At 68.8% G+C, this 23,401-nt stretch carries 18 protein-coding genes; 12 read left to right on the top strand and 6 right to left on the bottom strand.

All coding sequences use genetic code 11. The features are described 5' to 3' along the window. Nucleotides 1–107: 107 nt before the first annotated feature. Nucleotides 108–1,412, bottom strand: coding sequence for a hypothetical protein (locus D7V77_RS26405; protein ID WP_120579071.1), 1,305 nt, complete (start codon nt 1,410–1,412; stop codon nt 108–110). Between the two features lie 342 nt (nt 1,413–1,754). Between D7V77_RS26405 and D7V77_RS26400 the strand changes: the two genes are divergently transcribed. The 3 genes from D7V77_RS26400 to D7V77_RS26390 all read left to right on the top strand — a co-directional run bounded on the left by D7V77_RS26400 (nt 1,755) and on the right by D7V77_RS26390 (nt 6,198). Beyond that, a complete protein-coding gene (locus D7V77_RS26400; RefSeq protein ID WP_120579070.1) occupies nt 1,755–2,765 on the top strand; it encodes a methyltransferase in 1,011 nt (336 codons plus the stop codon). 102 nt (nt 2,766–2,867) lie between these two features. Further along, the gene (locus tag D7V77_RS26395; protein WP_147452166.1) at nt 2,868–5,741 is read left to right on the top strand and encodes a hypothetical protein; all 2,874 of its coding nucleotides are present in this window, start codon (nt 2,868–2,870) and stop codon (nt 5,739–5,741) included. Between the two features lie 127 nt (nt 5,742–5,868). Next, entirely contained in the window at nt 5,869–6,198 is a 330-nt protein-coding gene (locus D7V77_RS26390) for a hypothetical protein (protein ID WP_120579068.1), read from the top strand. A gap of 53 nt (nt 6,199–6,251) precedes the next feature. On the opposite strand, the gene D7V77_RS26385 is transcribed toward D7V77_RS26390, so the two are convergent. Next, nucleotides 6,252–7,034 (bottom strand): endonuclease/exonuclease/phosphatase family protein, encoded by a 783-nt coding sequence (locus D7V77_RS26385; protein ID WP_120579067.1) that lies wholly within the window; start codon nt 7,032–7,034, stop codon nt 6,252–6,254. Nucleotides 7,035–7,214: 180 nt separating this feature from the next. Here D7V77_RS26385 and katG point away from each other — a divergent pair, with 180 nt between their 5' ends. From katG to D7V77_RS26360, 5 genes are all read left to right on the top strand, one after another. Next, nucleotides 7,215–9,407: a catalase/peroxidase HPI gene (gene katG, locus D7V77_RS26380; RefSeq protein ID WP_120579066.1), complete on the top strand. Its 2,193-nt coding sequence runs from the start codon at nt 7,215–7,217 to the stop codon at nt 9,405–9,407. Nucleotides 9,408–9,533: 126 nt separating this feature from the next. Then, a complete protein-coding gene (locus D7V77_RS26375) occupies nt 9,534–9,824 on the top strand; it encodes a hypothetical protein (protein WP_120579065.1) in 291 nt (96 codons plus the stop codon). Nucleotides 9,825–9,842: 18 nt separating this feature from the next. Further along, entirely contained in the window at nt 9,843–11,342 is a 1,500-nt protein-coding gene (locus D7V77_RS26370; RefSeq protein ID WP_120579064.1) for a hypothetical protein, read from the top strand. Further along, the gene (locus D7V77_RS26365) at nt 11,339–11,968 is read left to right on the top strand and encodes a hypothetical protein (protein WP_120579063.1); all 630 of its coding nucleotides are present in this window, start codon (nt 11,339–11,341) and stop codon (nt 11,966–11,968) included. Before D7V77_RS26370 ends, D7V77_RS26365 begins: the two co-directional genes overlap by 4 nt. A gap of 157 nt (nt 11,969–12,125) precedes the next feature. Beyond that, entirely contained in the window at nt 12,126–14,525 is a 2,400-nt protein-coding gene (locus tag D7V77_RS26360) for a M20/M25/M40 family metallo-hydrolase (RefSeq protein ID WP_120579062.1), read from the top strand. 117 nt (nt 14,526–14,642) lie between these two features. Here D7V77_RS26360 and D7V77_RS43860 read toward each other — a convergent pair whose 3' ends face one another. Both D7V77_RS43860 and D7V77_RS26350 read right to left on the bottom strand, forming a co-directional pair. After that, nucleotides 14,643–15,143 carry an Ig-like domain-containing protein gene (locus D7V77_RS43860; RefSeq protein WP_233597245.1) on the bottom strand — a complete coding sequence of 167 codons (501 nt, stop codon included), beginning with the start codon at nt 15,141–15,143 and terminating at the stop codon, nt 14,643–14,645. A 245-nt stretch (nt 15,144–15,388) separates the two neighbouring features. Next, nucleotides 15,389–16,315 carry a LysR family transcriptional regulator gene (locus D7V77_RS26350; RefSeq protein WP_120579061.1) on the bottom strand — a complete coding sequence of 309 codons (927 nt, stop codon included), beginning with the start codon at nt 16,313–16,315 and terminating at the stop codon, nt 15,389–15,391. 108 nt (nt 16,316–16,423) lie between these two features. On the opposite strand from D7V77_RS26350, the gene D7V77_RS26345 reads away from it, so the two are divergent. Next, nucleotides 16,424–17,062 (top strand): glutathione binding-like protein, encoded by a 639-nt coding sequence (locus D7V77_RS26345; protein WP_120579060.1) that lies wholly within the window; start codon nt 16,424–16,426, stop codon nt 17,060–17,062. A 95-nt stretch (nt 17,063–17,157) separates the two neighbouring features. On the opposite strand, the gene D7V77_RS26340 is transcribed toward D7V77_RS26345, so the two are convergent. Further along, nucleotides 17,158–18,447 carry a hypothetical protein gene (locus D7V77_RS26340; RefSeq protein ID WP_120579059.1) on the bottom strand — a complete coding sequence of 430 codons (1,290 nt, stop codon included), beginning with the start codon at nt 18,445–18,447 and terminating at the stop codon, nt 17,158–17,160. A gap of 326 nt (nt 18,448–18,773) precedes the next feature. Here D7V77_RS26340 and D7V77_RS26335 point away from each other — a divergent pair, with 326 nt between their 5' ends. From D7V77_RS26335 to D7V77_RS26325, 3 genes are all read left to right on the top strand, one after another. Then, nucleotides 18,774–19,571 carry an endonuclease/exonuclease/phosphatase family protein gene (locus tag D7V77_RS26335; RefSeq protein ID WP_233597244.1) on the top strand — a complete coding sequence of 266 codons (798 nt, stop codon included), beginning with the start codon at nt 18,774–18,776 and terminating at the stop codon, nt 19,569–19,571. Nucleotides 19,572–19,585: 14 nt separating this feature from the next. Next, on the top strand, nt 19,586–20,239 hold the full coding sequence (locus D7V77_RS26330; protein WP_233597243.1) for a hypothetical protein: 654 nt from the start codon (nt 19,586–19,588) through the stop codon (nt 20,237–20,239). 144 nt (nt 20,240–20,383) lie between these two features. Beyond that, nucleotides 20,384–22,855 (top strand): PQQ-dependent sugar dehydrogenase, encoded by a 2,472-nt coding sequence (locus tag D7V77_RS26325; protein ID WP_120579057.1) that lies wholly within the window; start codon nt 20,384–20,386, stop codon nt 22,853–22,855. A 5-nt stretch (nt 22,856–22,860) separates the two neighbouring features. Here the strand turns inward: D7V77_RS26325 and D7V77_RS26320 are convergent, their stop codons facing one another. Continuing rightward, nucleotides 22,861–23,238, bottom strand: a complete 378-nt coding sequence (locus D7V77_RS26320) for a hypothetical protein (RefSeq protein ID WP_233597242.1) — start codon at nt 23,236–23,238, stop codon at nt 22,861–22,863. Nucleotides 23,239–23,401 lie beyond the last annotated feature (163 nt).

Below are 23,401 nucleotides of genomic sequence, written 5' to 3'. Positions count from 1 at the left end.
CCCCGGTACCCCGGGTCGGCTCCTGACAGGCCGGGACAGCCAGGAGCAGCACCATGGCCATCCCCACGCGCAGCCACGCCTGAACCCGCCTGATCCGCGTGCCGGAATCAGAAAAGGAGATACCCGGTGTCATCGATCACCAATCTCATGGTCTTCTTGAAGAAGTCGTATTCGCGCTTATATGTAGCGCCATCCACGTACATGTAATTGAAGACCTTCTTGCCGACAGGAATGGCACGGAGATTAGCTCCCATTCCGGGAGGCGCACCATAGACCTTCACGCGGCCTCCAAGAGCAGCGGACAATTTGGACATGTAGTTGAACTTCAGGATGTCGTTCCGAAGGTACTTCTTCGCATCCGCGGCCGCCATGGGAGTCATGGTCCCATCCAAAGCGGGAACGGTGACCTTCTCAGTGTCAGTCCTGACCAGGGACAATGCGCGAACCAGGTTGCGATAATCATCGACCGCCAGGCAGCCCCAGACCTTGACGATGGCATCGGCAGCGAAGGCTGCCCTGAAGTCCTTCAGTCGAGGCATGTTGACAGGGGCGAAGTCCTTGAACCGGGGGTCCTTGTCACGAGGGTCCCGGTGCACGACCGTCTCGTACGCAGCGTCCTCGTAGGTTTCGACGAGGAGGGGCCCACCTGCCCATGCGTGCGAGAAGATGTGGAACTCCCGCAGCGCCCCCGGCGCCCTGGTGCCAAGCTCGCTAACGTAGTCGTAGATGTGCCTGATGGAGATGGAATCGTCGTCGTGCCGCTTCTGCACGTTTGCCGCGACTTTGAATTTTCCCAGATGCGTCTTCACCTTTCCCTGGAGTACGCGATCCACTTCGAACCATCCGGATGCGCTCTTCACAGCCCGGCTCCGCTCTCCGGACTTGAAGTCAAAGACAGTGACGACGGTGGTATCGTCAATTCGCTTGGGGATGGTCTTCTTCGTCCCCGTCCTATGCGTGGTCCCCGCGTAGAGATCCTCGCGGTAGCTTTCGCAGTAGGCGACGTTATTCGCACCTCCACTGTAGTCCCACCCTGCGACAAGGATGACCTCGGAGTGGACCTTGGCCAGGGTAAGGGTCAAGGTGAAGACGGTCTTCGCCGTGCCTTTGGCGGATTCGACAGTCTTTCGAATGGTCGGGCAGCAGAAGGGAGCAGGGTGCGAGAACGTGGGCACCGGTCCGTCCGCCTCTTTCACGAAGGTAAGAGGAAGGACGAAGTCCGGCCGGTCTGAAAAGGAGAGGCACACCTCGTGCTTCCCTGGGTTCAGTCCGCTCAGCGCGAAGCGCGCGCCGTCTGCGGCAACAACGGCCCGTCTCACGGACAGGCCCGACGTCAGTGTCACGGTGCGCACCGTGAGCGCGACCCCCCGCTTGTCAACAGCCACGACGGCAAGGTGATGGGTTGCAGGCATACACTCCCCCTATCCTTCAATCCTGACGGCAACGCCGCTCTGTCGCATTGCTTGGCTGCAATTGCTCTGGGTCCGTCGCCACCTCATGCGCCATCGAGTCCCGGCAGTGCATTGCACGGCCCTGGATGTTGGCAGTCTTTTCATTGCAAATCCAGGATGCACCGCTGAGCAGCCAGTGTGCTCAATACGAGGCATGGGAATGCAAGTGAAGCAATGACCCATGGGGACCCAGGTGAAGACTCAACCCTCGAAGACACCTTGCACGCTTGAACCACTCGGGCCGGCGCCGCCTTTTCCTCCGGTGGATTGACGTCTGGATTTGACCGAGAGTACGACCCGGAGATGACCTCACCGACCGTCCATCCGGCGCAGCTCATCGTCGACCTTGGCTTTGGTTTCATCGTCTCCGGCGCGCTGGCCACGGCAGCGGAGCTGGGGGTGGCGGACCACCTGGAGCAGGGCCCGAAGAGCGCGGCCCGGCTCGCGGAAGACGTGGGCGCGGATGCGGCGTCGCTGTACCGGGTGCTGCGGCTGCTGGCGAGCGCTGGCGTGTTCTCCGAGGACGGTGATGGCAACTTCGCGCTCACCCCCGCGTCCGACCTGCTGCGCACCCAGGCCCCCGGCTCCCTGCGCAGCGCGGTGTTGATGCTCACGCAGGACATCTTCTGGGCACCGACCGGCGCGCTCACGCAGACGGTGCGGACCGGGACGAACGCCTTCGAGCGCATCTTCGGCAAGCCCTTCTTCGACCACCTCGCCAGCAACGCGGCGGCGGGTGCCACCTTCCACCGGGGCATGTCCAGCCTGTCCGACCTGGAGAACGGCCCCATCGCCCGAAGCCATGACTTCAGTGCCTGCCGCCAGGTGGTGGACGTGGGCGGAGGCCACGGCGGCTTCCTCATCGAGGTGCTTCGCTCCTGGCCGTCAGTCCGAGGCGTGCTCTTCGACCACCAGCACGTCCTGGACGAGGCACGCATCGCCTCGGAGGGGCTCTCCGAGCGCTGCGAGCTGGTGGCAGGGGACTTCTTCCAGACGGTGCCTTCCGGCGCGGACGCGTATGTCCTCAAGCGCATCCTCCACGACTGGAGCGATGAGGTGTGCGCGGACATCCTGCGCCACTGCCGCCGCGCGATGGCCGAGGGCGGCCGGGTGCTGGTCGTGGACACGGTCATTCCACCGGGGAGCGCGCCGCACGGGGGCAAGGTGCTCGACGTGATGATGCTGGCCTCGCTCCCGGGCCGGGAGCGCACCGAGGAGGACTTCCGCAAGCTCTTCGCCCAGGCGGGCCTGCGCCTCTCGCGCGTCATCGCCACGCCCGCCGCGCTCAGCATCGTGGAGGCCGTGGCGGGGTAGGGCGCCGGCGGTTTTTCGCCGGGGAAATGCAAAAGAATTCAGCGGGGTGACATCCCTCTGGTGGGCGCGGATTTCGCGCTCGTCGAGGGGGATGGGCACACCATGGGGATTCAAAGCACCACCGCCGCCAGCACCTTCCGCGCTCCGACATCGCTGGGGACGGGGCCCACGGCGGTTCCCAGCCGTCCGGCCACTCCGGCGCCCGTGCAACGGGCCCCGCTCTCCTACGCGAGCCGGGACAGTTTCGCCGCCACGCCCACGTCGCGAGGCCCCAACCTCACGGGGACGGCTCCCGCCGCTCCGCTCGCGGAAGCCCCGACGTCGTCGTCCCTGGTCATGCGCGCCATCAGCACCGGCGGCGTCCAGAAGACGCCCCAGGCCGGCGGTGTCTCCATTCCGTTCCGCATCAAGCTGACCGGCCTGTCCGCCCAGCAGCGCAAGGGGCTCACGCCCGGGGAGCTGCTCGTCCAGTTCGCCATGCAGTACAACCGCGTGGACCGGACGCGCGCCGAGGCCATGGTGGCCGCCAAGGAGGTGGGCTGGACCAACGGCACGCCTGAGATCACGGACGCCATTCGCAACGGAGCCTTCTACGAGATCAACGTCACGGACGCTTCGCTCAAGCCCTTGAGTCCGAAGGACGAGAAGGCCGTGGACGGGCTGCTCAATGGTCTGCCGCCGGGCGACAAGAAGCGCCTCAAGAGCGAGGCCAACAAAGAGTTCGAGTCGCGCACGAACGGCATCTACCGAGGCACGCCCCAGGACAAGGCCTACCTGAAGAACATCGAGGGAGACCTGCTCGCGAAGGAGCTCTTCAAGAACGTGCCTCCGCACGTGCGCGACATCCTCTTCAAGGAGGGCGCACCGGCGCCCAAGGACTATGCGTCCGCCCTGCGTGCCGCGGAGGCGCTGTCGAAGCTGTCCCCGCTGGAGCTGGCGGACTACCTGAGCAAGACCACCGGCACCACGTCGGACTGGGCCGCGTTGGACAAGTCCATCGACTCCTACCGGGCCGACCGCGCGGAGCGGCTCCAGGGGTTGGAGGCGCTCGATGGCTACTCGAAGCGGCTCGAAGGGACCGCCGCCCTCTACGAGGAGCTCAAGGCGTACGACTACCGGACGAACAACCCTCCGGCCCTGGCGGCGGAGGACTCCAACGAGCTGACCCAGCATCTGAACAAGCTGGATGGGATGAGGGCCAACCTCGCCTCGGAGCTGCAGCGGCACGGCATCTCCAGCATCGAGGAGTTCCGGGGCCTGCTGAGTGACTACCGGACCTCCTTCGAGAAGGAGACCGTGTCGGTGGCGAAGGATCTGATGGCCCGGACCGACCACTCGCTCTACGAATTGCAGAACAAGTACCAGGACCCGGCCGTGGCCCAGGACCTCTACCAGCGCCTGGCGAAGGCGCGCGAGTACGAGGCCAAGGCCGTCGAGGCTGAAACCACGGCGGCCACCCTGAAGCAGGGCGCCGTGGACTCGCCGCGACTGCAACCGCCGCAGCTCCTCCGGCAGGCCGAGGAGGCCAGGAACGAGGCACGGTCCTTCCGCGCCCAGGCGCGCGAGGAGGCGAACCGGATCGCCCGGGACCACCCGCTCCTGCGCGACGAGAAGCTGGACCTGCGCACGTTGGTGCAGGCCCGTCCGGAGGGCATCCAGGCCCTCATCCAGAAGCACCTCGCGACGCGCCGGCAGGACATCCAGAAGACGCGGAGCAACATCGAGCAGGACCCCAGCCTCATCTACGGCTTCGACGTGCTGATGAAGTCCTCCAAGCAGCTCCAGGGCATCCAGCCCGGCTCCGTGCAGGACCTGGTCATCAACGACCGGGGCGCGGAGATCCAGCGCAACGAGAAGCTCATCGACCTGGGCCTGTCCGCGATGGGGCTCGCCGTCGGACTCATCCCCGGGGGCGCGGCGGTGCTGCCCATCATCCTGGCGGGTGGCATTGGCGCCGCGCAGGTGGTCCGCAAGGCGCAGGACTACATGGTGCAGGACGCGGCCCACGGGGCGGGCCTCTTGAAGGATGATCCGTCCATGGCCGAGGTGGTGATGGCCGTGGTGGAGACGGGCTTAGACCTGGCCGCCGCGGGCCCGCTCCTGGACGCCGTGAAGGCCTTCCGCATGTCCAAGGCGAAGGACCTGGGGAAGCTGGAGAAGGAGCTGAAGACGCTGCCCGACGTGAGCGATGCGCTGGCCGGGCGCATCGTGGACGTCGAGCGCCGGGGCCTGTCCCAGGCCGCGACCCAGGGCACGAAGAGCGTCGACACCGCCGTGACGGACCTGCGCAAGGTGATGCGCGCGTACGCCAACGAAGAGGTGGACGGTGCGGCCCTGCGCGCGGCCTACCTGCGCTCGGTGGAGGACGCCGGAGGTGATGCCCGGGTGCGCGCGACGCTGGGGAAGTTGAAGGACTCCGTGCTCCGCGAGGCCTTCGGCTCCCCGGAGGCGTTGCTCGCCGCGGCGGCGTCCAAGGACCCGAAGCAGGTCGAAGCGCTGCTGTCGCTGCTGGAGCGGCAGGTGGGGCGGGACTCGGCGGACGTCGTCATGTCCAACGCGGTCCGCGACGTGGCGGGCAAGGCGAAGGTCGGTGTCGGCCGGGTGGTAACGGATCCCAAGGAGATCCAGCGGCTCTTCCGCGAGAAGTTCGGCGGCAACGAAGCCGTCTTCTACCGGGGCATCCGCGTCCAGGAGGGCGCACAGCTCCAGGGCACGTACAAGGGGGCCCAGGGCGGGCAGATGCTCAGCGACAGCAAGAGCGCGGCGCTGACGTACGCGAACCAGGCGCCGGGCCTCAAGGCGGGTCGCGACCAGGCGACGAAGCGCATCGTCATCGAGGTCCGCATCCGCCCCGAGGACATCCTCCAGGACCCGTACGGGACGATGGAGCACGTCATCCTCAAGCCCGGCGTGGACCTCACGAAGTTGCCGGGCTACCGGCAGCTCACCCCGGAGGAGATCGCCAACCTGAAGTAGCGCATCAAGCATGTCTGCTGATCCGCTTCAGCGGACCTACTGCGGGTGTGAGCGGGTTTCTCGATATTGCAAGTCATTCTCGATATTCTTCGATTCAAAGACAATCCAGTCTTGGGAGGATATCGCCATGCGCAGAACCGCTCTTCGTGCTGCTCTTGCCGTCGCCACCGTCGCGGGCATCGCCATCTCATCCAGTGCCGCGTTCGCCGAGTCCGCGACCGACTGGGAGTCGGGCCTGACGTTCTACAGCGGCAATTTCGTGACGCCCGTGGCGAACTTCCCGGTCCCCGACGGCCAGTGCCATGCGTTCCCGGCCACCGCTGGCACCCTGGTGGGGTGGAGCAACTTCGAGAACGTGATCGCCTACCGGACGGCGGATTGCACCGGCCAGCAGATCTGGCTCGGCACGCTGCGGTCGTTCCGCCCGGGCGAGTTCGCGAGCTTCAGCGCCTACTGAGGCTCCACGGCGGATGGGCGCTTCTTCCGGGGGCGCCCATCTGCAGCGGCACATCAGCGCAGCAGCCGCGCGGAGATGGGCAGGTGGTCGGAGGGCTCTTGCTCCGAGGGCATGGGCGTTTGCTCCTCCAGCGCTGGCAACGCGTCGGGTTGGGCTCGCAGCGCGGTTGAATGGAAGAGGAAGTCGATGGACTTGGGGATGCCGTTCGCGTTGCAGGTTGGCTGATGCCGCCTCGCGTAGGCATCCCGCAGTCCAGCCGCTTCGAACGCCTGGACCAGCGGCTCTCCGGGCCGGGCATTGAAGTCACCGCACACGACCCACAAGGCCTCCGGGTCCTTGCGGATCAGTTCGTCGATCAGCTCGGTGGCCTCCTGCATGCCCTGGTGTTGCTCCACCGGTCTGTCAGTCCGGTCCCAGCGCAGGTGCGTGCAAGCCACGCGCAGCCGCTCTCCGCCGACGTCGAAGTCCACGACCAGGGCCAGGTGCCCGGAGATGCGTCCGTCCTCCAGCCGGTCCCTGAAGTAGTGGGCCCGGTGGCCCAGACTCGTTCCCAGGCGGTGGAACACCGCGCAGCCATCGGGGCGGTCTTGCTGCTTCTGGGCCATCACCCCCAGGTAGCCGTGCGGCTCCAGAGCATCCTGGAGCGCGGCGAAGCTGTCAGGCTCCACCTCCTGAAGGCAGACGATGTCCGCGTCCAGCCCCACGATGCGGCGGGTCAGCAGCGCGTGGCGGCTTCGTGGCCGGAGCAGGTCCGCGGGCGTGTGCGGGAACCACTCGGGCTTGATGTAGGCATCCGCCAGGATGTTGTACGAGGCGATTCGCAGGTCCACCGTCATGGGCAGGGTCTCCCGGTCCTCCCCATGCTGCCATGAGCGAACCGTCCGCCACAGGCGCTCGGCGCGGAAGTTGGGTTCGGTAGCGAACGGCCGTCAAACCCAACCGGAGGGCCGGAATCCGGCGATCGCGACGCCGACCTACGGTTTCGGTACACGGCGCCCCCCGCTTAGGAGACCCGCATGAACGACGAATCGAAGTGCCCCGTCGCGCACGGCCCCCGTCGCGCACGGACGAACACGCAGTGGTGGCCGGACCAGCTCAACCTCGCGATGCTGCACCAGCACTCCTCGCTGTCGGATCCGATGATCGAGGACTTCAACTACGCAGCGGAGTTCCAGACGCTCGACCTCGACGCGGTGGTGAAGGACCTGCACGCGTTGATGACTGACTCGCAGGACTGGTGGCCGGCGGACTACGGCCACTACGGCCCGTTCTTCATCCGCATGGCGTGGCACGCGGCGGGCACCTACCGCATCTTCGACGGCCGCGGCGGCGCGCGCTCGGGTGAGCAGCGCTTCGCGCCCCTCAACAGCTGGCCGGACAATGGCAACCTGGACAAGGCGCGCCGCCTGCTGTGGCCCATCAAGCAGAAGTACGGCCGCAAGCTGTCCTGGGCCGACCTGATGATCCTCACGGGCAACGTGGCGCTGGACTCCATGGGCCTCAAGACGTTTGGCTTTGGCGGCGGCCGGGAGGACATCTGGGAGCCGCACTCCATTGACTGGGGCCCGGAGTCCACCTGGCTGGGCGACGAGCGCTACAGCGGCGAACGTGAGCTCGCGCACCCGCTGGCGGCCGTGCAGATGGGCCTCATCTACGTCAATCCGGAAGGCCCGAACGGCAAGCCGGATCCGGTCGGCTCCGCCCGCGACATCCGCGACACGTTCGCGCGCATGGCGATGAACGACGAGGAGACCGTCGCGCTCGTCGCCGGTGGCCACACCTTCGGCAAGTGCCACGGCGCCGGCCCGGTGCACCATGTCGGCTCGGAACCCGAGGGCGCGAACGTGGAGGAGCTCGGGCTGGGCTGGAAGAGCACCTACGAGAGCGGCGTCGGCGAGCACGCCACCACCAGCGGCCTGGAGGGCGCGTGGACGCCCACGCCGACGAAGTGGGACATGACCTACTTCGAGACGCTGTTCGGCTACGAGTGGGAGCTGACCAAGAGCCCGGCCGGCGCGCAGCAGTGGAAGCCCGTGGGCAAGAGCGGCGACGGCACCGTGCCGGACGCGCACGTGGCCGGCAAGCGCCACGCGCCCATGATGACCACCGCCGACCTGGCGCTGCGCTTCGACCCCGTCTACGAGCGCATCTCCCGCGACTACATGGCCCACCCGGCGAAGTTCGCGGACGCCTTCGCCCGCGCCTGGTTCAAGCTGACCCATCGCGACATGGGTCCCAGGTCGCGCTACCTGGGCCCGCTGGTGCCGAAGGAGGACCTGCTCTGGCAGGACCCGATTCCGGCCGCCAACCATCCGTTGGTCGACGCCGCGGACATCGACGCGCTCAAGGCCGAGCTGCTCGGCTCCGGCCTGTCGGTGCAGCAGCTGGTCAAGACGGCCTGGGCTTCGGCGACGACGTTCCGGGGCAGCGACATGCGCGGCGGCGCGAATGGCGCGCGCATCCGCCTGGCGCCGCAGAAGGACTGGGAGGCCAACGAGCCCGCCGAGCTCGCGAAGGTGCTCGGCAAGCTCGAAGCCATCCAGCAGAAGTTCAACGGCTCGCAGCGCGGCGGCAAGCGGGTGTCTCTGGCGGACCTCATCGTGCTGGGCGGCACCGCGGCCGTCGAGGCCGCCGCGCGCGACGCCGGCCACAAGGTCGCCGTGACCTTCACGCCGGGCCGCATGGACGCGTCCCAGGAGCAGACCGACGTCGAGTCGTTCCTGGTGCTCGAGCCCGCGGCGGACGGCTTCCGCAACTACGTCCGCGCGGGGGCCGAAGCGACGACCACCGCCGCGCTCATCGACCGTGCCAGCCTGCTCACGCTCACCGCGCCGGAGATGACGGCACTGGTGGGCGGCCTGCGCGCGCTGGACGCCAACCACGGCCACACGCAGCACGGCGTGTTCACGAAGCGCCCGGGCAAGCTGACCCCGGACTTCTTCGTGAACCTGCTCGACATGCGCACCGCGTGGAAGCGCTCGGAGAAGACGCCGAACCTGTTCGAAGGCCGCGACCGTGCCACGGGCGACCTGCGCTGGACGGCGACCATCGCCGACCTCGTCTTCGGCTCGAGTTCGCAGCTGCGCGCGCTGGCGGAGGTCTACGCGGCCCGCGACGGCGAAGCGCACTTCGTGCAGGACTTCATCGCCGCGTGGACCAAGGTGATGAACCTGGACCGCTTCGACCTGCCGGGGAAGAAGACGATTTAAGCGACGAAGGGCCCGGAACCTCGCGTTTCCGGGCCCTCGCACGGCACTGCCCGATGCGTGTAGGTTCGAGCATCCGCGCCTTCCGCCTGACGGAGCCACGTGATGCCTCATGATAAGCCACAGTGGATGCTGGACCGTCTCGCCGCGCTCGAGTCCACTCCTCGCGAGAAGTCGACTCCCTGGTCGAGGTTCAACGACCAGGCCCGCGTGTCGGTGGTCCAGCTCGTGGACGCCACGCCTCCGGCGCCGGGGGTGGATGTCCTGGCCGACTCCTTCCAGACGCAGATGACCGTGGTCAAGGCGGTCAACCCTTCGGATCCCTGGTCGTTCCTGGAGCCGTTCGATTTGACGTACCGAACCGAAGGAATCTGGCCCCCCGAGGTCCCCGCGTCTGTCGACACGGATCCGCTGGTGTGAGCGGGAGGGAAGACCGTCATGGGCATCATCAACTACCCTGGAAACCTGTCCCCGGCGGTCATCCTGACGTGGCAAGGCGAGACCGTCGCCAACGCCATCAGCACGACCCTCAAGAAGTTCCCGTACACGCTCGCCAACGAGTCGGTGACCGAATTCACCATCACGGCCGCGACGAGCGCGAAGACCCTCGCGCTGACTCGAAAGGCGGCGAAGGGGCAGCGGTTCTTCAATGACACGCTGAACACCTTCACGACCGCGCCCACCTCGGGCCTCGGCCTTGAGGACCTCGTCGCCGCGGGGACGAAGGCAAACTGCACCATCGACCTGACCTTCACCTATGCGCGCTTCTTCGACGCGCTGTTGGAGCAGATGACCCTCACCGGGCCCGCCTCGAACAACCTGGCGAACCCGAGCGATTCAAAGGCCATCCTCGATACCTTCACCCACGCCGTGCCATCCGGGAAGATCACCATCGGCTACAAGACGGCGACCCAGTCGTTGAAGGCGCTGCCGTGCCGTCTGGTGAAGAGTGACGTGAAGCCGGGGCCCGCGGGCAAGCCGCCAGCGGTCACGCTCACCTTCGAATTGGACTTCCTGACGGGCATCGACGCCGTCCGCAGGGAAGCCATGCGCAAGCTCGTCGCCATGGATTGGTCCAAGATCGCCCGGTTGGGGACCGATGCGGCCTCCGGCAAGCCGGAGATCAAGCTCTGGCGACAGAACGTGATGGCCTACCTGGTCAACTACACGGACATGGCCCGGGGAGAGCAGTTCCGTGCCGGCCTCGTCAGCCGCCACAAGGGAAAGAGCGCGGTGGTGCTGGCCACGGATCTTCGAGACGACATCGATGGCCTGGTGGTGACCGCGAACCACTGGGGCCAGGCACGAGAGGATCTCAAGACGGAACGGCACCAGCGGCTGCTCTCCGACCTCTTTGGAACCCTGCACCAGTCGACATGGGTGTCATCGCCGGTCAGCTTCCTCCGGGAGATTGGCAGCACCTACGGGTTCAACGTCCATAAGAGCGCGGCGCTGGCGCTGCAATATGGTTCCGGGCACTGCGGTGAGCACGCCCAGGTTTCATTCTCCGTGCTCGCGGACATCATCAAATCCCCTGGGGCGCAGGTCTCCCATGCGGTCTTCACAGGCAACGCGAACATCGACCATGCGTTCGTGGTCTACAACCTGGACGTGGCGACGGTGGTCCAGACCCTTGCCACCGCCGCGAACAACACCCGCGTGAAGAAGGGGGAAGAGATCAAGGTGTGGAACCTTCGCGACGCCATCACCAAGAATTCGCCAAAGCTCGGGTACGTGATGGATCCCTACCTCGACAAGACCGTGATGAAGCCCACCGCCGATGAGCTGCTCACCGCGCTCAACAACAAGGCGCGGAAGGCCTCGGTCAAGGACACGGACTTCCTGGCCTTCGCGGGGGAGTATCCCTCCAGCTTCACGACCGAGGACCTCCGCAAGAAGACCGAGGCTGAGCGCAAGAAGCTCGTGAAGAACGTATGAGGCTCGCATCATTCGTCGCACGGCTCCTGTGGGTGCTGCCGCTCCTCGGGTGTGCGGAGCGGACGCAGAAGCAGGACGTGCGTCAGAAGGCGCCGGAGCAGGCGAAGGGAGCGCAATCGATGAAACCGATGGACGACACGTGCGCCTCACCCAGGCCCGCCGGTGCCCTCGCGGATCAGGCGCGTGAGGAACTGGGGCAGGGCATGGTGGGCGCGGAGCTTGCTCCCGTGTTGCCGACGCAGTGGCCTCCGAAGGGGGGCGGACTCGAATACTTCGTGTACCGGAAGAAGTCGCTCCCGACCGGGCTGGTGAAGTTCGAGGTCCAGGGTCCCACCGAGCGGGTTCATTTCGTCACGCCCGGTGCGAAGCCTCTCGTGGAATCCCTTGCACCGGTGGCGGCGCTTGGGATCGAGGACACGACCGTGCAAGAGCTGTCGGACTCCTCCCAGAGCCACGTCGAGCGAGCGGAACAGGCCCTGCTGGACGTGGTCGCCGGTTGCCGTTCGCTGGATGAGGCCCGGGGCGACCTGGAGGGCTACCTCGAATGGGTGGCGCAGAATCCGCTTCAGGGCCAGGACCTGGAGCGGCGCGGCGCCACGCTGTTCTCGTGGCTGCGGAGGCGCTGAGCACGGAGGCGCAGCAGTGCCTTCCGCCGGCCACGGCGGCGTGTCCGCCGGATTCCGGGTGACGTAGAGTGCCCGCGCGATGGACACCCCCTTCGACGGGGACTCCGCGAACCCCCCGCGGCCCCCGAACGGGTGGGCGCCCTTGAAGGATTGAAACATGAGCGACACCGCCCCGACCGCGGGCCTGGACCGGAGTGCCTCCTCTCGCGCGTCGTCGGTAGCACGGTGGGTGACCGCGGTGCTCGGCCTGGGCGTGATCCTCCTGGTGCTGCGCGGAAGCCCCCTGCCAGAGCCGGTGCCCGCCTCCGCGCCCGGGGAGCGGTTCTCCGCCGAGCGCGCCCGGGAACACCTGCGCTTCATTGGCGCTGAGCCCCACGCCCTCGGCACGCCGAGGCACGCGGAGGTGCGCGACTATCTGCAAGCGCGCCTGCGCGACGTGGGCGCGGAGGTTCAAATCCAACGCGAGCCCGTCTTCGCGCCCGCACAGGGAATCCCCCGGCCCGCCGCGAACGTGGAGAACGTCGTGGGCCGGCTGCGCGCGAAGGACAGCGCGAAGGGCACGGCCGTGATGCTGGTGGCCCACTACGACTCCGTGCCCACGGGGCCCGGTGCGTCCGACAACGGCGCCGCCGTCGCGTCCATCCTGGAGGTGGCGCGGGCGCTCCAGCAGGGGCCGGCGCTCGCGGGCGACGTGCTGTTCCTCTTCACGGACGCGGAGGAGCAGCACCTGCTGGGCAGCACGGCCTTCGCGGCCTCGCACCCCTGGGCCCGCGAATCGGGCGTGGTCCTCAACGTGGACGCGCGCGGCAACGCGGGGCCGCTCCTGATGTTCGAGGTCTCCCCGGGCGGCGGCTGGCTCGTGCGCAGGCTCGGCGAGGAGGCCCCGGACATCGGGGCCGGTTCGCTCTTCACGGCCGTGTATCAGCGGATGAAGAACGCCACGGACTTCACGGCGCTGCGGCAGGGCGGTTGGCAGGGGCTGAACTTCGCCAACGTGGAGGGCACGCAGGCCTACCACTCACGCAAGGAGACCGTGGACGCCGTCTCCAACGGACTCCTCCAACAGCAGGGCGACACGCTGCTCGCGCTCACGCGGCGCATCTCCCGCGAGGCGTCCGTGCCGGAGGGCGAGGAGCTCATCTTCTTCAACGCGGGGCCACTGCGCGTCCACTACCCCCGGTCCTGGGCCGTTCCGCTGACGGTGGTCTGGGGCGGTCTGTTCGTGTTCGCCATCTTCCGAGCGCGCCAGCGCAAGCAGCTGCGCCTGTGGGCCATGCTGCGGGAGTCGCTGGTGTTGTTGCTCGTGGGCTTCCTGGCCAGCAGCCTCGCGCGGCTCGCGTGGCCGCTGCTGCGCGCCCTCCAGCCCGGCTTCCGCGCCCTCAGCCGGTCGGAGACGCAGGACAACTCGCGCTTCATCCTCGCGGTGGTGCTGTGGGTGATGGCGGCGATGGGCGTCGGGCTGTACCTCCGCCGGCGCGCGCCGGTAATGGAGCTGGCGGCGGGCGGATGCGTGCCGTGGGCGGTGATCTGCATCGCGGTGAGCATCGTGTTGCCGGGCGCGAGCGCGCTGTTCCTCTGGCCCCTGGCGGGCATGGTCCTGCTGCTCTTGTGGCTGGGAGGCCGGGGGACGGAGCCACTCCCTCGATGGCACGTGCCGCTGTGGGGGCTGGCGGCGCTGCCGCTCCTGCTGTTGCTGCCGAACGTGCTGGCCACTTTCTACACCGTGTTGCCTTTGGAGCGGGCCGCGGTGCCTTCCGACCTGTTGATGCTCGGCATCTGTCTACTCGCGCCGGGCTGGCTGTGGTTGGCGGGCCGTGGGCTTCCGTGGGTCTCGGGCGGGGCCGCGCTGCTGGGCCTGGGCCTGCTGGTGTCGCTCGCCGTGGGGCAGCGCTTCGACGCGCGAAACCCGCGTCCCACGGGCCTGCTGTATCTGGTGGACGCGGACGCCAGGACGGCGCGCTGGGTGTCCTCGGATCCCGTGCTCAATGATTGGACGCGTGCGTACCTGGGCGGCGACCCGAAGCGGGAGGCCATGGACGCGCTGCCGGAGGTGAAGGGGCCCTTCTGGAACGCGCCCGCGCCGGCGCCAGGGGAGGACGTGCGGGGGCCCGAGGTCGAATCGCGGCTGGAGGCAGGGGAGGGTGGGCGCCGGAAGGTGTCGCTCCACATCACCCCGTCCCGCCCGGACGCGGCCTTCGTGGATGTGCAGGTGTTGCCCGGGGACGCGGTGCTTTCAGCGCGGCTCGCGGGCCAGCAGACCCCGGGCGACACGCTGCGGACTCGCAACGCGGCCCAGGGCGTGCTGTTTCGCTACTGGGGTCCGTCCGCCGACGGCTTCGACCTGGAGCTGGAGATGACGGCCAGCGGCAGCCCCACCGTGAGGGTGGGCGAGCACACCTACGCGGTGCCTGCGTCGGTGACGCAGGGGCTGCCCGCGCGCCCGGAGGACAGCATGCCGGTGCCCTTTGGAGAGGGCCTGGACGAGGGCACGCGGGTGACTCGGACGCTGCGGTTGGATGCCGCGGCAGCGGAGGTCGCTCCCGGCCCCATGCCCTGACCGGCAGCCAATCCCGGATGCCTGTCATTGAACTGGTGTCCCGCCGACCAGGGTTACTGACGACGTCTCACCCGGAGGCCGGGCATCCGCGCAGGGCGGATGCCCGTCTCACTCAGCTCAGGGCACGGTCACCGTCACCGCGTTGCTGCGCCGGCTGTTGCCCGCGCGGTCAGAGGCAATGGCGACAATCGTGTGCGTACCGGACAGGCCCGCGGTGTTCCAGGTCCGGGTGTACGGGCTGGCCTCGACGAAGTACGTCGCCACGCCGTCGATCTCGAAGATGACCTGGAGCATCGCCTGGGTGTCGCTCGCGTTGGCCGTCAGCGTGACATTGCCGCTGACCACCGCCCCGTTGGCGGGCGAGGTGAGGATGGACGTGGGCAGCTGGTTGTCGACGATGAGGTTGCGGGTGCTCGTCTGGACGTTGCCCGCGTTGTCCGTGGCGCGAAGCGCCAGCGAGTAGGAGCGGTTGCCCAGCACCCGCGTGTCCGCCAGCGTTGGCCACGTTTCGAGCAGCCGCGCTACGAGCGTCCGCGTGGTGGCGTCCTGTCCCGCCCACCGCGGAAGGTTGTCGCGCACGAAGTCGGAGGGCGCCACCGGGCCGCCGGAGAATCTCAATGGCAGTAACACTCCGTGCGGGTGCACCAGCCAGAGCTGAAGCCCATTTCGATGCACTGCTCGATGCAGGCGGAACATTCATACGGCGCCGGAGCATCGGGAGGCGTGGCAAGGGCTTGCGTGGCGCTGAATGACAAGACAGCGCCCGTGGCAACGGCGAGCAAGGTCTTTCCCGCCTTCTTCACGAAGTCAATCATAGACACCTCTGGGAGTGGTGTGGCACCGCTGCGGACAGCCACGGCACGCTACCCCACCGCGAGTCCCCGAGGCACCGTGGACTCGAGCGCGGCGAGGAGGCGGAGCGCGGAGTCTCCGACCTCCTTCCTCCAGGCCATCCGCCAGGGCCGCCGCAAGGGGCCGGACGCGAGCCGCTTCACGACCAGGTCGCCCTTTCCCAGGTGCGGGGTGGAGATCCACTCGGAGAGCACGGCGACGCCCAGGCCCGCGCGGGCCACGTCGAGGATGGCCTCCGTGAGTGGCAGCCGCTCCACGCGGAGCCGGGGCCGCTCGCGGCCGAAGACCTGCGTCATGAACCAGTGCGACTCCGCCGCGGGCGTCTGCCCCGTGAGAACGGTGTGCTCGCGGAGGTCCTCCCGGGTGAGCGCACGGCGGGACGCCAACGGGTGCGACGCGGCCACCACGAAGATGATCTCATCGGAGAAGAGCGGCCGGCTCTCCAGCCCGGCGCGAGGGACGGTCGACGTCGTCAGGAGCGCCACGTCCAGCTCTCCGGCCACCAGGGCGGGGACGGGGTCCTGGGTGTGCTCCACCGCCAGGGACAGGTGGAGGCCCGGCAGGCTCTTGCGCAGCGTCACCAGCGCGGACGGCAGCCAGTGATAGGCGGTGTAGCACTCGCACACGAGGCGCAGGCGGATGGACGGGGCCACCGGCGCGCGCACCCGGTGCTCCAGGTCGCCCAGCTCCACGAGGATCCGCGTGGCGCCCGCGACGAGCTCCTGCCCCGCAGGCGTGGGCACGAGCCCGCGCGGGGTCCGGTCGAAGAGTCGCGCGCCCAGCCGCTCCTCCGCCGCGAGCAGCGCGCGGCTCACCGCCGGCTGCGTGAGATGCAGCGCGGCCGCGGCCCTGGCCGTCGTTCCGGCGGCGGCCAGGGCCAGCACCACGCGCAGGTCGCGCACGTCGAGGCGGGGGGAGGGCGGGGCAATGTCTTCCATGCATCGAGTCTATGCCAACGATGCGTTGGACGCATCCCATCCGGAGGCGGAGAGTGGCCCTCGCTTCTTGCCGCGAAGGCCCCCGCTCGACGTCCTGGAGGACATCCCATGCAGCTCTACTTCTCTCCCCTGTCCTGCTCCGCCGCCACCCGCATCTGCTTCTACGAGGCTGGCACGGAGGCGACGTACATCGAGGTCGACTCGAAGACGAAGCGCACGCTCGATGGGAGCAACTACCTGGAGGTGCATCCGCTCGGGCTCGTCCCCGCGCTCCGCACCGACGAAGGGGACGTGCTCACGGAGAATGCCGCCATCCTGCAATACCTGGCCGGGGCGCTGCCCCAGGCGGACCTCGCGCCGGCCGACAGCCGGGGGCGTATGCGGCTCCAGCAGTGGCTGTCCTTCATCGGGACCGAGCTGCACAAGGCGACGTTCTCCCCGCTCCTCGACGCGTCGTCGACCGAAGGCGCCCGGAGCTATGCGCTGGAGAAGGGGACCGGCCGGCTCGCCTACCTGGAGAAGCACCTCACCGGACGTGAGTTCCTCATGGAGCGCTTCAGCGTCGCGGACGCGTACCTGGCGACGGTGCTCGGCTGGAGCGTGGCGACGCCCATCGACCTGAAGAAGTGGCCCGCGCTCAGCGCGTACTTCGCGCGCATGCTGGAGCGGCCCAGCGTCGCGAAGGCCTTCTCCGAGGAGCGGAAGCTCTACATGGCCCAGCTCGAAAAGCGCCAGCCGCGTCCGTGACGGCGGTGGCGCGGTCCTCGGACGGCAACTCCCTCCACCTCCTCCTGAAGCGATGGAGGAGGGGAGGGAGCTTTCAATCCAGGGCGAGGTGCCCGTCAGGAGGCCAGGGGCTGGTTGCCGCCGGGGCCGTTCTTCAGCTCCTTGCGCACCGCCTCGGCGACGCGGTCGCGGACCATGTTCGCCATGCGCTCGCGGAGGTCCTCACCCACGCGCTCGCGGATGGCGGACACGAGGCTCTCCGTGTCCACCGGGCCCGGGCCCTGCGCCTGGTAGCCGCCCATGTGCTGCTCCCCGAACCCGCCCCGCATGGTGTGACCCATCCCGCCCACGGCGCCCAGCGACTCGCGGAGGGCGTCACCCAGCCGGTCGCGCAGCGCCTCCTGCAGGTGCTCGCGGAGGTTGCTGGACAGCCGCTCGTGGAGCGCGTCGACCAGGCGCCCGCGGAGCGCCTCGGCGATGCGCTCGGGGTCCATCATCCCCACGCCCTGCGGCTGGAAGCCCATCACGCCCTGGGTGCGCTCGCTCATCCGGGCGCGCAGTTCGTCGCCCAGCCGCTCGCGCAGCGCGTCGCGCACGCGCTCACGCAGGCCGCTCTGCACGCGCTCGCGGAGGGTGTCCGCGAGGCGGTCGCGGAGGGTGTCCGCGAGGCGCTCCGGGTCGATCTGGCCCATCTGCACCCGGCGCTCGGACAGCGCGGAGCGCAGCATGTCCGTCAGCCGCTCCTTCAGCGCCTCACGGATGCGCTCGCGCACGACGGTGTGGATGCGCTCGGACACGTTGTCGGCGAGCCGGGTGCGGAGGGTGTCGGCGATGCGCTCGGGGTCCATCCCGAAGCCCTCCATGCCCATCCTCCGCTCCGACATCGCGGAGCGCAGCGCCTCGCCCAGCCGCTCGCGGATGGCGTCGCGGACGCGCTCGCGCACGACGGTGCCCAGCCGGTCGCGCAGGGCGTCCTCCAGCTTGATGCGCACGCGCTCGGCGATGCGCTGCGGGTCGAAGTGCCCGTGCCCCTGCTGCATGCTCATCCAGTTCTCGGCCAGGGCGCTGCGCAGCGCCTCGCCGAGCCGCTCCCGGAGCACCTCGCGGGCGCGCTCGTGCACGCCGCTCACGACGCGCTCATGGATGACGTCGGTGAGGCGGTTGTGGATGGCCTCGGCGATCTGCTCCGTGTCGAACTGCGTCCCGGCCCCCTCCCCCTGCGGCATGTTCATCATGCGCTCACGCACCGCACCGCGAATCGCGTCGCCGACGCGCTCGCGGATCTCCGAGCCGATCCGCTCCTCCAGGCCGGACACGACGCGCTCGTGCACGGCGTCGACGATCCGAGCCTTGAGGGCTTCGGCGAACATCTGCTGCCCCTGCATGGAGAACTGTTCCTGATTCATTCAGCTGCCTCGTGGGTACCGCGGGTAGGACGGCGGGCGCGGAAGGTTTCGGCCTGCCACGCGAGGCGAAGAGATAGAGGCAGTGGGCCAGCGCGAATACGGGGCCCGGGTCTCGCGCGAGAGTTGGCGCGCGCATTCCAGGCCGTGCTCGCGGGGAGGGTAGGCGTGCGCACCAGCCAATGGTGAACTGTGTCCCCTCCCGAGCATGCAGGCATTGGCCTCATCCCCATGGAAGTCTTGGGGGTTGCGCGGCGTTCGTTGCCGGAATGAGTCAGTCCTTGCGATGCGAAAAAGCACGGCCGGCCGTCTGGCTGGGGGCGCTCCTGATGCTCGGTTTCCTGACCGGGTGCCCCATCATGGCGGGTTATTCCGACGCGGATGGGCCTCGCTACAGCGGGGACTTCCGGCCCGTGCAACCCGTCGCCGTGGAGGACCCCTCCTCGGTCACCGTGGTGACGTACAACCTCGCCTTCGCCGAGCAGGTCACCGAGGCGGTTGCGTCCCTGTCGAGCCCTCCGCTCTCGGAGGCGGACGTCATCGCGATGCAGGAGATGGACGCTCCCGCCGTGGAGAGAATCGCCCGGGAGCTGGGGATGTCCTACGTGTACTACCCCGCCTCCGTGGCCAAGGACGGTGATGACTTCGGCAACGCGGTGTTGAGCCGGTGGCCCATCACCGCGGACCAGAAGATCAACCTTCCCCACGACGACCCGTATCACCAGCAACACCGCATCGGGGTGGCCGCGACGGTGGACATCCGGGGGACTCCCTTCCAGGTGGTCTCCGTGCACGGTGCGACCCCCATCGTCGGGCTGGGCGCGCGGCTGGATCAGGCGGAGACCGTCATCCAGGCGGTCGACGGCGCGGCGCAGTCGCAGGTCATCGCTGGCGACTTCAACACCTCCGACCCGGGGAGCCTGACGCAGACCGTGAAGCTGTTCTCGCAGTGGGGCTTCCAGTGGGCCTCCGAAGGGGTGGGGGACACCGTGGACTCCGTCATCGGCGGACTGCCGCTCGACTCGGTCTTCGCCCGGGGGCTCACTCCGGTGGCGCGCGGCGTGGACAAGCGTCCCTCCGGGAGCGACCACCAACCGGTCTGGGTGCGCTTCGCATGGCCGCAATGACGCCGAGGCCTTTCATGCGGGCCCTGTGGATGGGTGCGCTGCTCCTCTGCGCTCCCGGCTGTCTGAGCGGCGCGCGGAACCTGGGCGCGGCGACGACGCCGGTGGGGACGACCGAAGTGGGCGTCTCCGTGAACACGATTGCCTTCGAGCGCGGCCGGGAGCGGGCATATCTGCCCAACCCCGAGCTCACGTTCCGCAAGGGCGCTGGCGAGAACTGGGATTGGGGCGGACGCCTCACCCTGCTGGGCCTGGAGCTCGGGACCCGGCATCGGCTCATGGAGCGCTCACCCTGGACCGTGTCGGTCGCCCCGAGCGCGGGCGTCTGGTACGTGCCCGTCACCAACAACGGCACGGAGCCCGTCAACTTCCGTCTGGGAGGCCAGACGCTGGTCGACTATCGGCTCAATGCCAGGTGGACCCTGACCGGGGGCGCTTCACTGATGGGGGCCTTCGCGGGCCCGCTCACCGTCTTCCAGGGCAAGCTCGGCGGCTCGCACCTGATGGTCGCGCCGGGTGGTTCGCTGGGCGTGGCGTACCGGCTGAATCCCTCGCTCGAGCTGCGAGCGGAGGGCGGCATCGAGCTCCCGTTCGACGTGAGGGACGGCCGCCGTCAGCCGACGGGTCATGCCGGACTGACGCTCCGCTGGGGGCGCACCTCCCGTCGCTGACGTGGGAGGCCGCGAGCGCTCGGCCCTCTTCGGCTGGGGTGGCGAGCGTAAGGTGACAGCGGTCCATGGCCCCGGGACGGATGGCGGGAAGGAGTGGAGGCACCAGCTTGCGCCCACTCTTTTCGCACCCGTTGGAGGGGGCCCATGTCCTTGCCGCGCCGCTGGCCGGATCCATTCGCCGTCTGTCTTTGCCTCGGGCTGGGCTGGGTGTTGCTGGCGGGGGCCAGGGCTCCAGGGCCCGCCGCGCGGGCGCTGCCGGGAGGCTTCTCGTCCGAACTCGTGGTGGGAGGCCTGCACTACCCCACGACATTCGCGCACCTGCCGGATGGGCGCATCCTCGTCGCGGAGAAGGCGGGGGTGGTCCGGCTGGTCAAGGACGGCGCCCTGGTGGCCACGCCCTTCCTCGACGTCAGCGCGCGGGTGAACAACCACCATGACCGGGGCCTGCTGGGGCTCGCGGTGGACCCCGCCTTCGCGCAGAACGGCTACGTCTACCTGCTCTATACCTACGACGACGACGCCACGGACGACGACGGGCCCAAGACGGGGCGCCTGGCGCGGTACACGGCGGTAGGGGACACGGCCTCGCCTGACAGCGAGTCGGTGCTGCTGGGCACCGCGGTGGCCGGCTCCTGCAAGGACCTTCCTCCCGGCTCGGACTGCATCCCCTCGGACAGCGCGTCGCACTCCGTGGGCAACGTCCGGTTCGCGCCGGATGGCACCCTCTTCGTGTCGCTGGGGGACGGGGCCCGCTTTGACGCGGTGGATGACGACGCGCTGCGGGCGCAGGACCCGGACTCGCTGGCGGGCAAGGTCCTGCGCGTCTCGCGCACCGGCGCGGGTGTGCCGTCGAATCCGTTCTGGAGCGGGAATGGCCAGGACAACCGCTCGAAGGTGTGGGCGCTGGGGCTGCGCAATCCCTACCGCTTCAACCTGCGGCCCGGCACCGCCACGCCCTACGTGGGAGACGTCGGCTGGGGCGACCACGAGGAGATCAACGTCGCGACGCCCGGCGCGAACTTCGGCTGGCCCTGCTACGAGGGGCCGGGGCGCCAGCGCGGCTATGAGCCCAAGCCCGTGTGCCAGGCGCTGTATGCCAAGGGGCCGGACGCGGTGCGGCCGCCGCTGTATTCCTGGACGCATGCCGAGGGCCAGACATCCACGGGCGGCGCCTTCATCCAGGACCCGGCGTTCCCGGCGCAGTGGCGGGGTGCCTACTTCTTCGCGGACTACACCCAGCAATGGATCCGGATGCTGCGGGTGGATGCCAATGATCAGCTCGTGCCGGACAGCGTGGCGCCCTTCGCCACCGAGGCGGGCGGCGTCGTCGACCTGAGCAGCGGGCCGGGCTCCCAGCTTCACTTCGTGGACATCCTCGCGGGGGAGCTGCGCCGCATCCGCTACCCGGCCAACAACACGCCGCCGGTCGCGGTGGCCTCGGCGACGCCGCGCGAAGGCGGGCCGCCCCTGCGGGTGTACTTCTCCAGCGCCGGCTCCCGCGACATGGACGGCGACACGCTCCAGTACGTGTGGGACTTCGGTGACGGCAACTCCGTGTCAGGCGTGGCGAACCCGGAGCACCTGTACGAGATGGCCGGCCTCCATGTGGCCCGGCTGACCGTCAGCGACGGACATGGCGGCAGCCACACGGCCTCCGTGCGCATCTCCGTGGGGAACCTGGCGCCGGTGGTGTCCATCCACGCGCCGTCGGAGACGTTCCGCTTCAAGGTGGGGGACGTGGTGACGTTCGCGGGCTCGGCGAGCGACGCGGAGGACGGCGCCATCCCAGGTGACCGGATGGCGTGGACCCTCACGCTGGTGCACTGCACGCCGGGCGCGTGCCATTCCCATCCCTATGAAGAAGGCCAGGGGCCTGGCGGGACCTTCACCATCCCGGACCATGGCGACGACGTGCGCTTCCAACTGACGCTGACCGCGACGGACTCCGCGGGGCTGACGGGCAGCCGGATGGTGACGCTGTTGCCCCTGAAGGTGCAGGTGACGCTGGAGACGTCGCCTCCCGGGCTGGAGGTGGTGTTCGACGGGACTGCCAGCCCGTCACCGCTGGTGCGCTCCGTGGTCGCGGGCTCCTCGCACGCGCTCTTCGCGCCGTCGCCCCAGGGCAACCAAGGCTTCGTCGGCTGGTCCAACGGCGGGGCCGCGGAGCACACCCTCCTGGTGGGCACGGAGGACGTGAGCGTCACGGCCTCCTTCGAATCCGTCGCTCCCGCGGAGTGCCCGGCCGGGCAGTACCGCGCGGAGTACTTCGCCAACCGGGAGCTGGCGGGCGTCCCGGGGATCGTGCGCTGCGAGGGGGCACCGCTCTCGAACTACTGGTGGGCGGGCAGCCCCGTGGAGGGCGTGGGCCCGGATGACTTCTCCGTGCGCTGGACGGGGCGGTTCTACTTCGCGACGGGCCTGTACTTCTTCCTGGCCCAGGCGGATGACGGCATCCGGGTCTTCGTGGATGGCAGCCGCATCATCAATGGCTGGAAGGACCAATCTTCCACCAACTACATGCAGGCGCGCTGGATGCGCGCCGGTGAGCACACCGTCGTCGTCGAGTACTACGAGCACGACGGTGACGCGGTGGCCGGGCTCGGGTGGTTCCGGTAGCCCCCTCAACCCAGATACGCGGCGATCTCGAACCATCCGTCGTCGATCACCTCGACGGAGATCGTCCGCGTGGCCGGAGCCACCAGCATGCGCACGAAGTCCGCGCCGTCTGGCCGCTCCAGGTTGGCGTAGAACACCAGGCCCCGCGCATCACGTCGCGGGGCCTCCCAGGCCACCAGCCCACGCTCTCCAACGGTGCCGCTGCGGATCACCTCTGGCCCCGGCTGGTCCAACGTGAGGAAGCCCAGGGCCTCCTCCGTGCGAATCACCTTGGCCCCGGTCGTGAGCTCCACGAGCTCCAGCAACTCCTCGAAGCCCGCCTCCGAATCCAGCTCCACCCGGGAGGCGCGCAGCGCTTCGTTGAGGTCGCGCTCGACTGTCACGGTGCATCCTCCCGACGGGCCTGGCGGCGCCATGTCCACCTCACTCCGGCGCCGGGAAGTGTAGCGCGCTGGCGGCACAGTCGGGCGACGAGCGCCTCATAGCCGGCGTAGGACAGCGGCAGGAGCAGGGCGAAGAGGAGGGTGAGCGAGGGCAGGGCGGGAT

The sequence above is a fragment of the Corallococcus sp. CA041A genome (assembly GCF_003612075.1).
Taxonomy (GTDB): Bacteria; Myxococcota; Myxococcia; order Myxococcales; family Myxococcaceae; genus Corallococcus; species Corallococcus exiguus.
The sequence above is the reverse complement of the archived record's forward strand: the minus strand, read 5'-3'. Positions and strand labels throughout refer to the sequence as shown.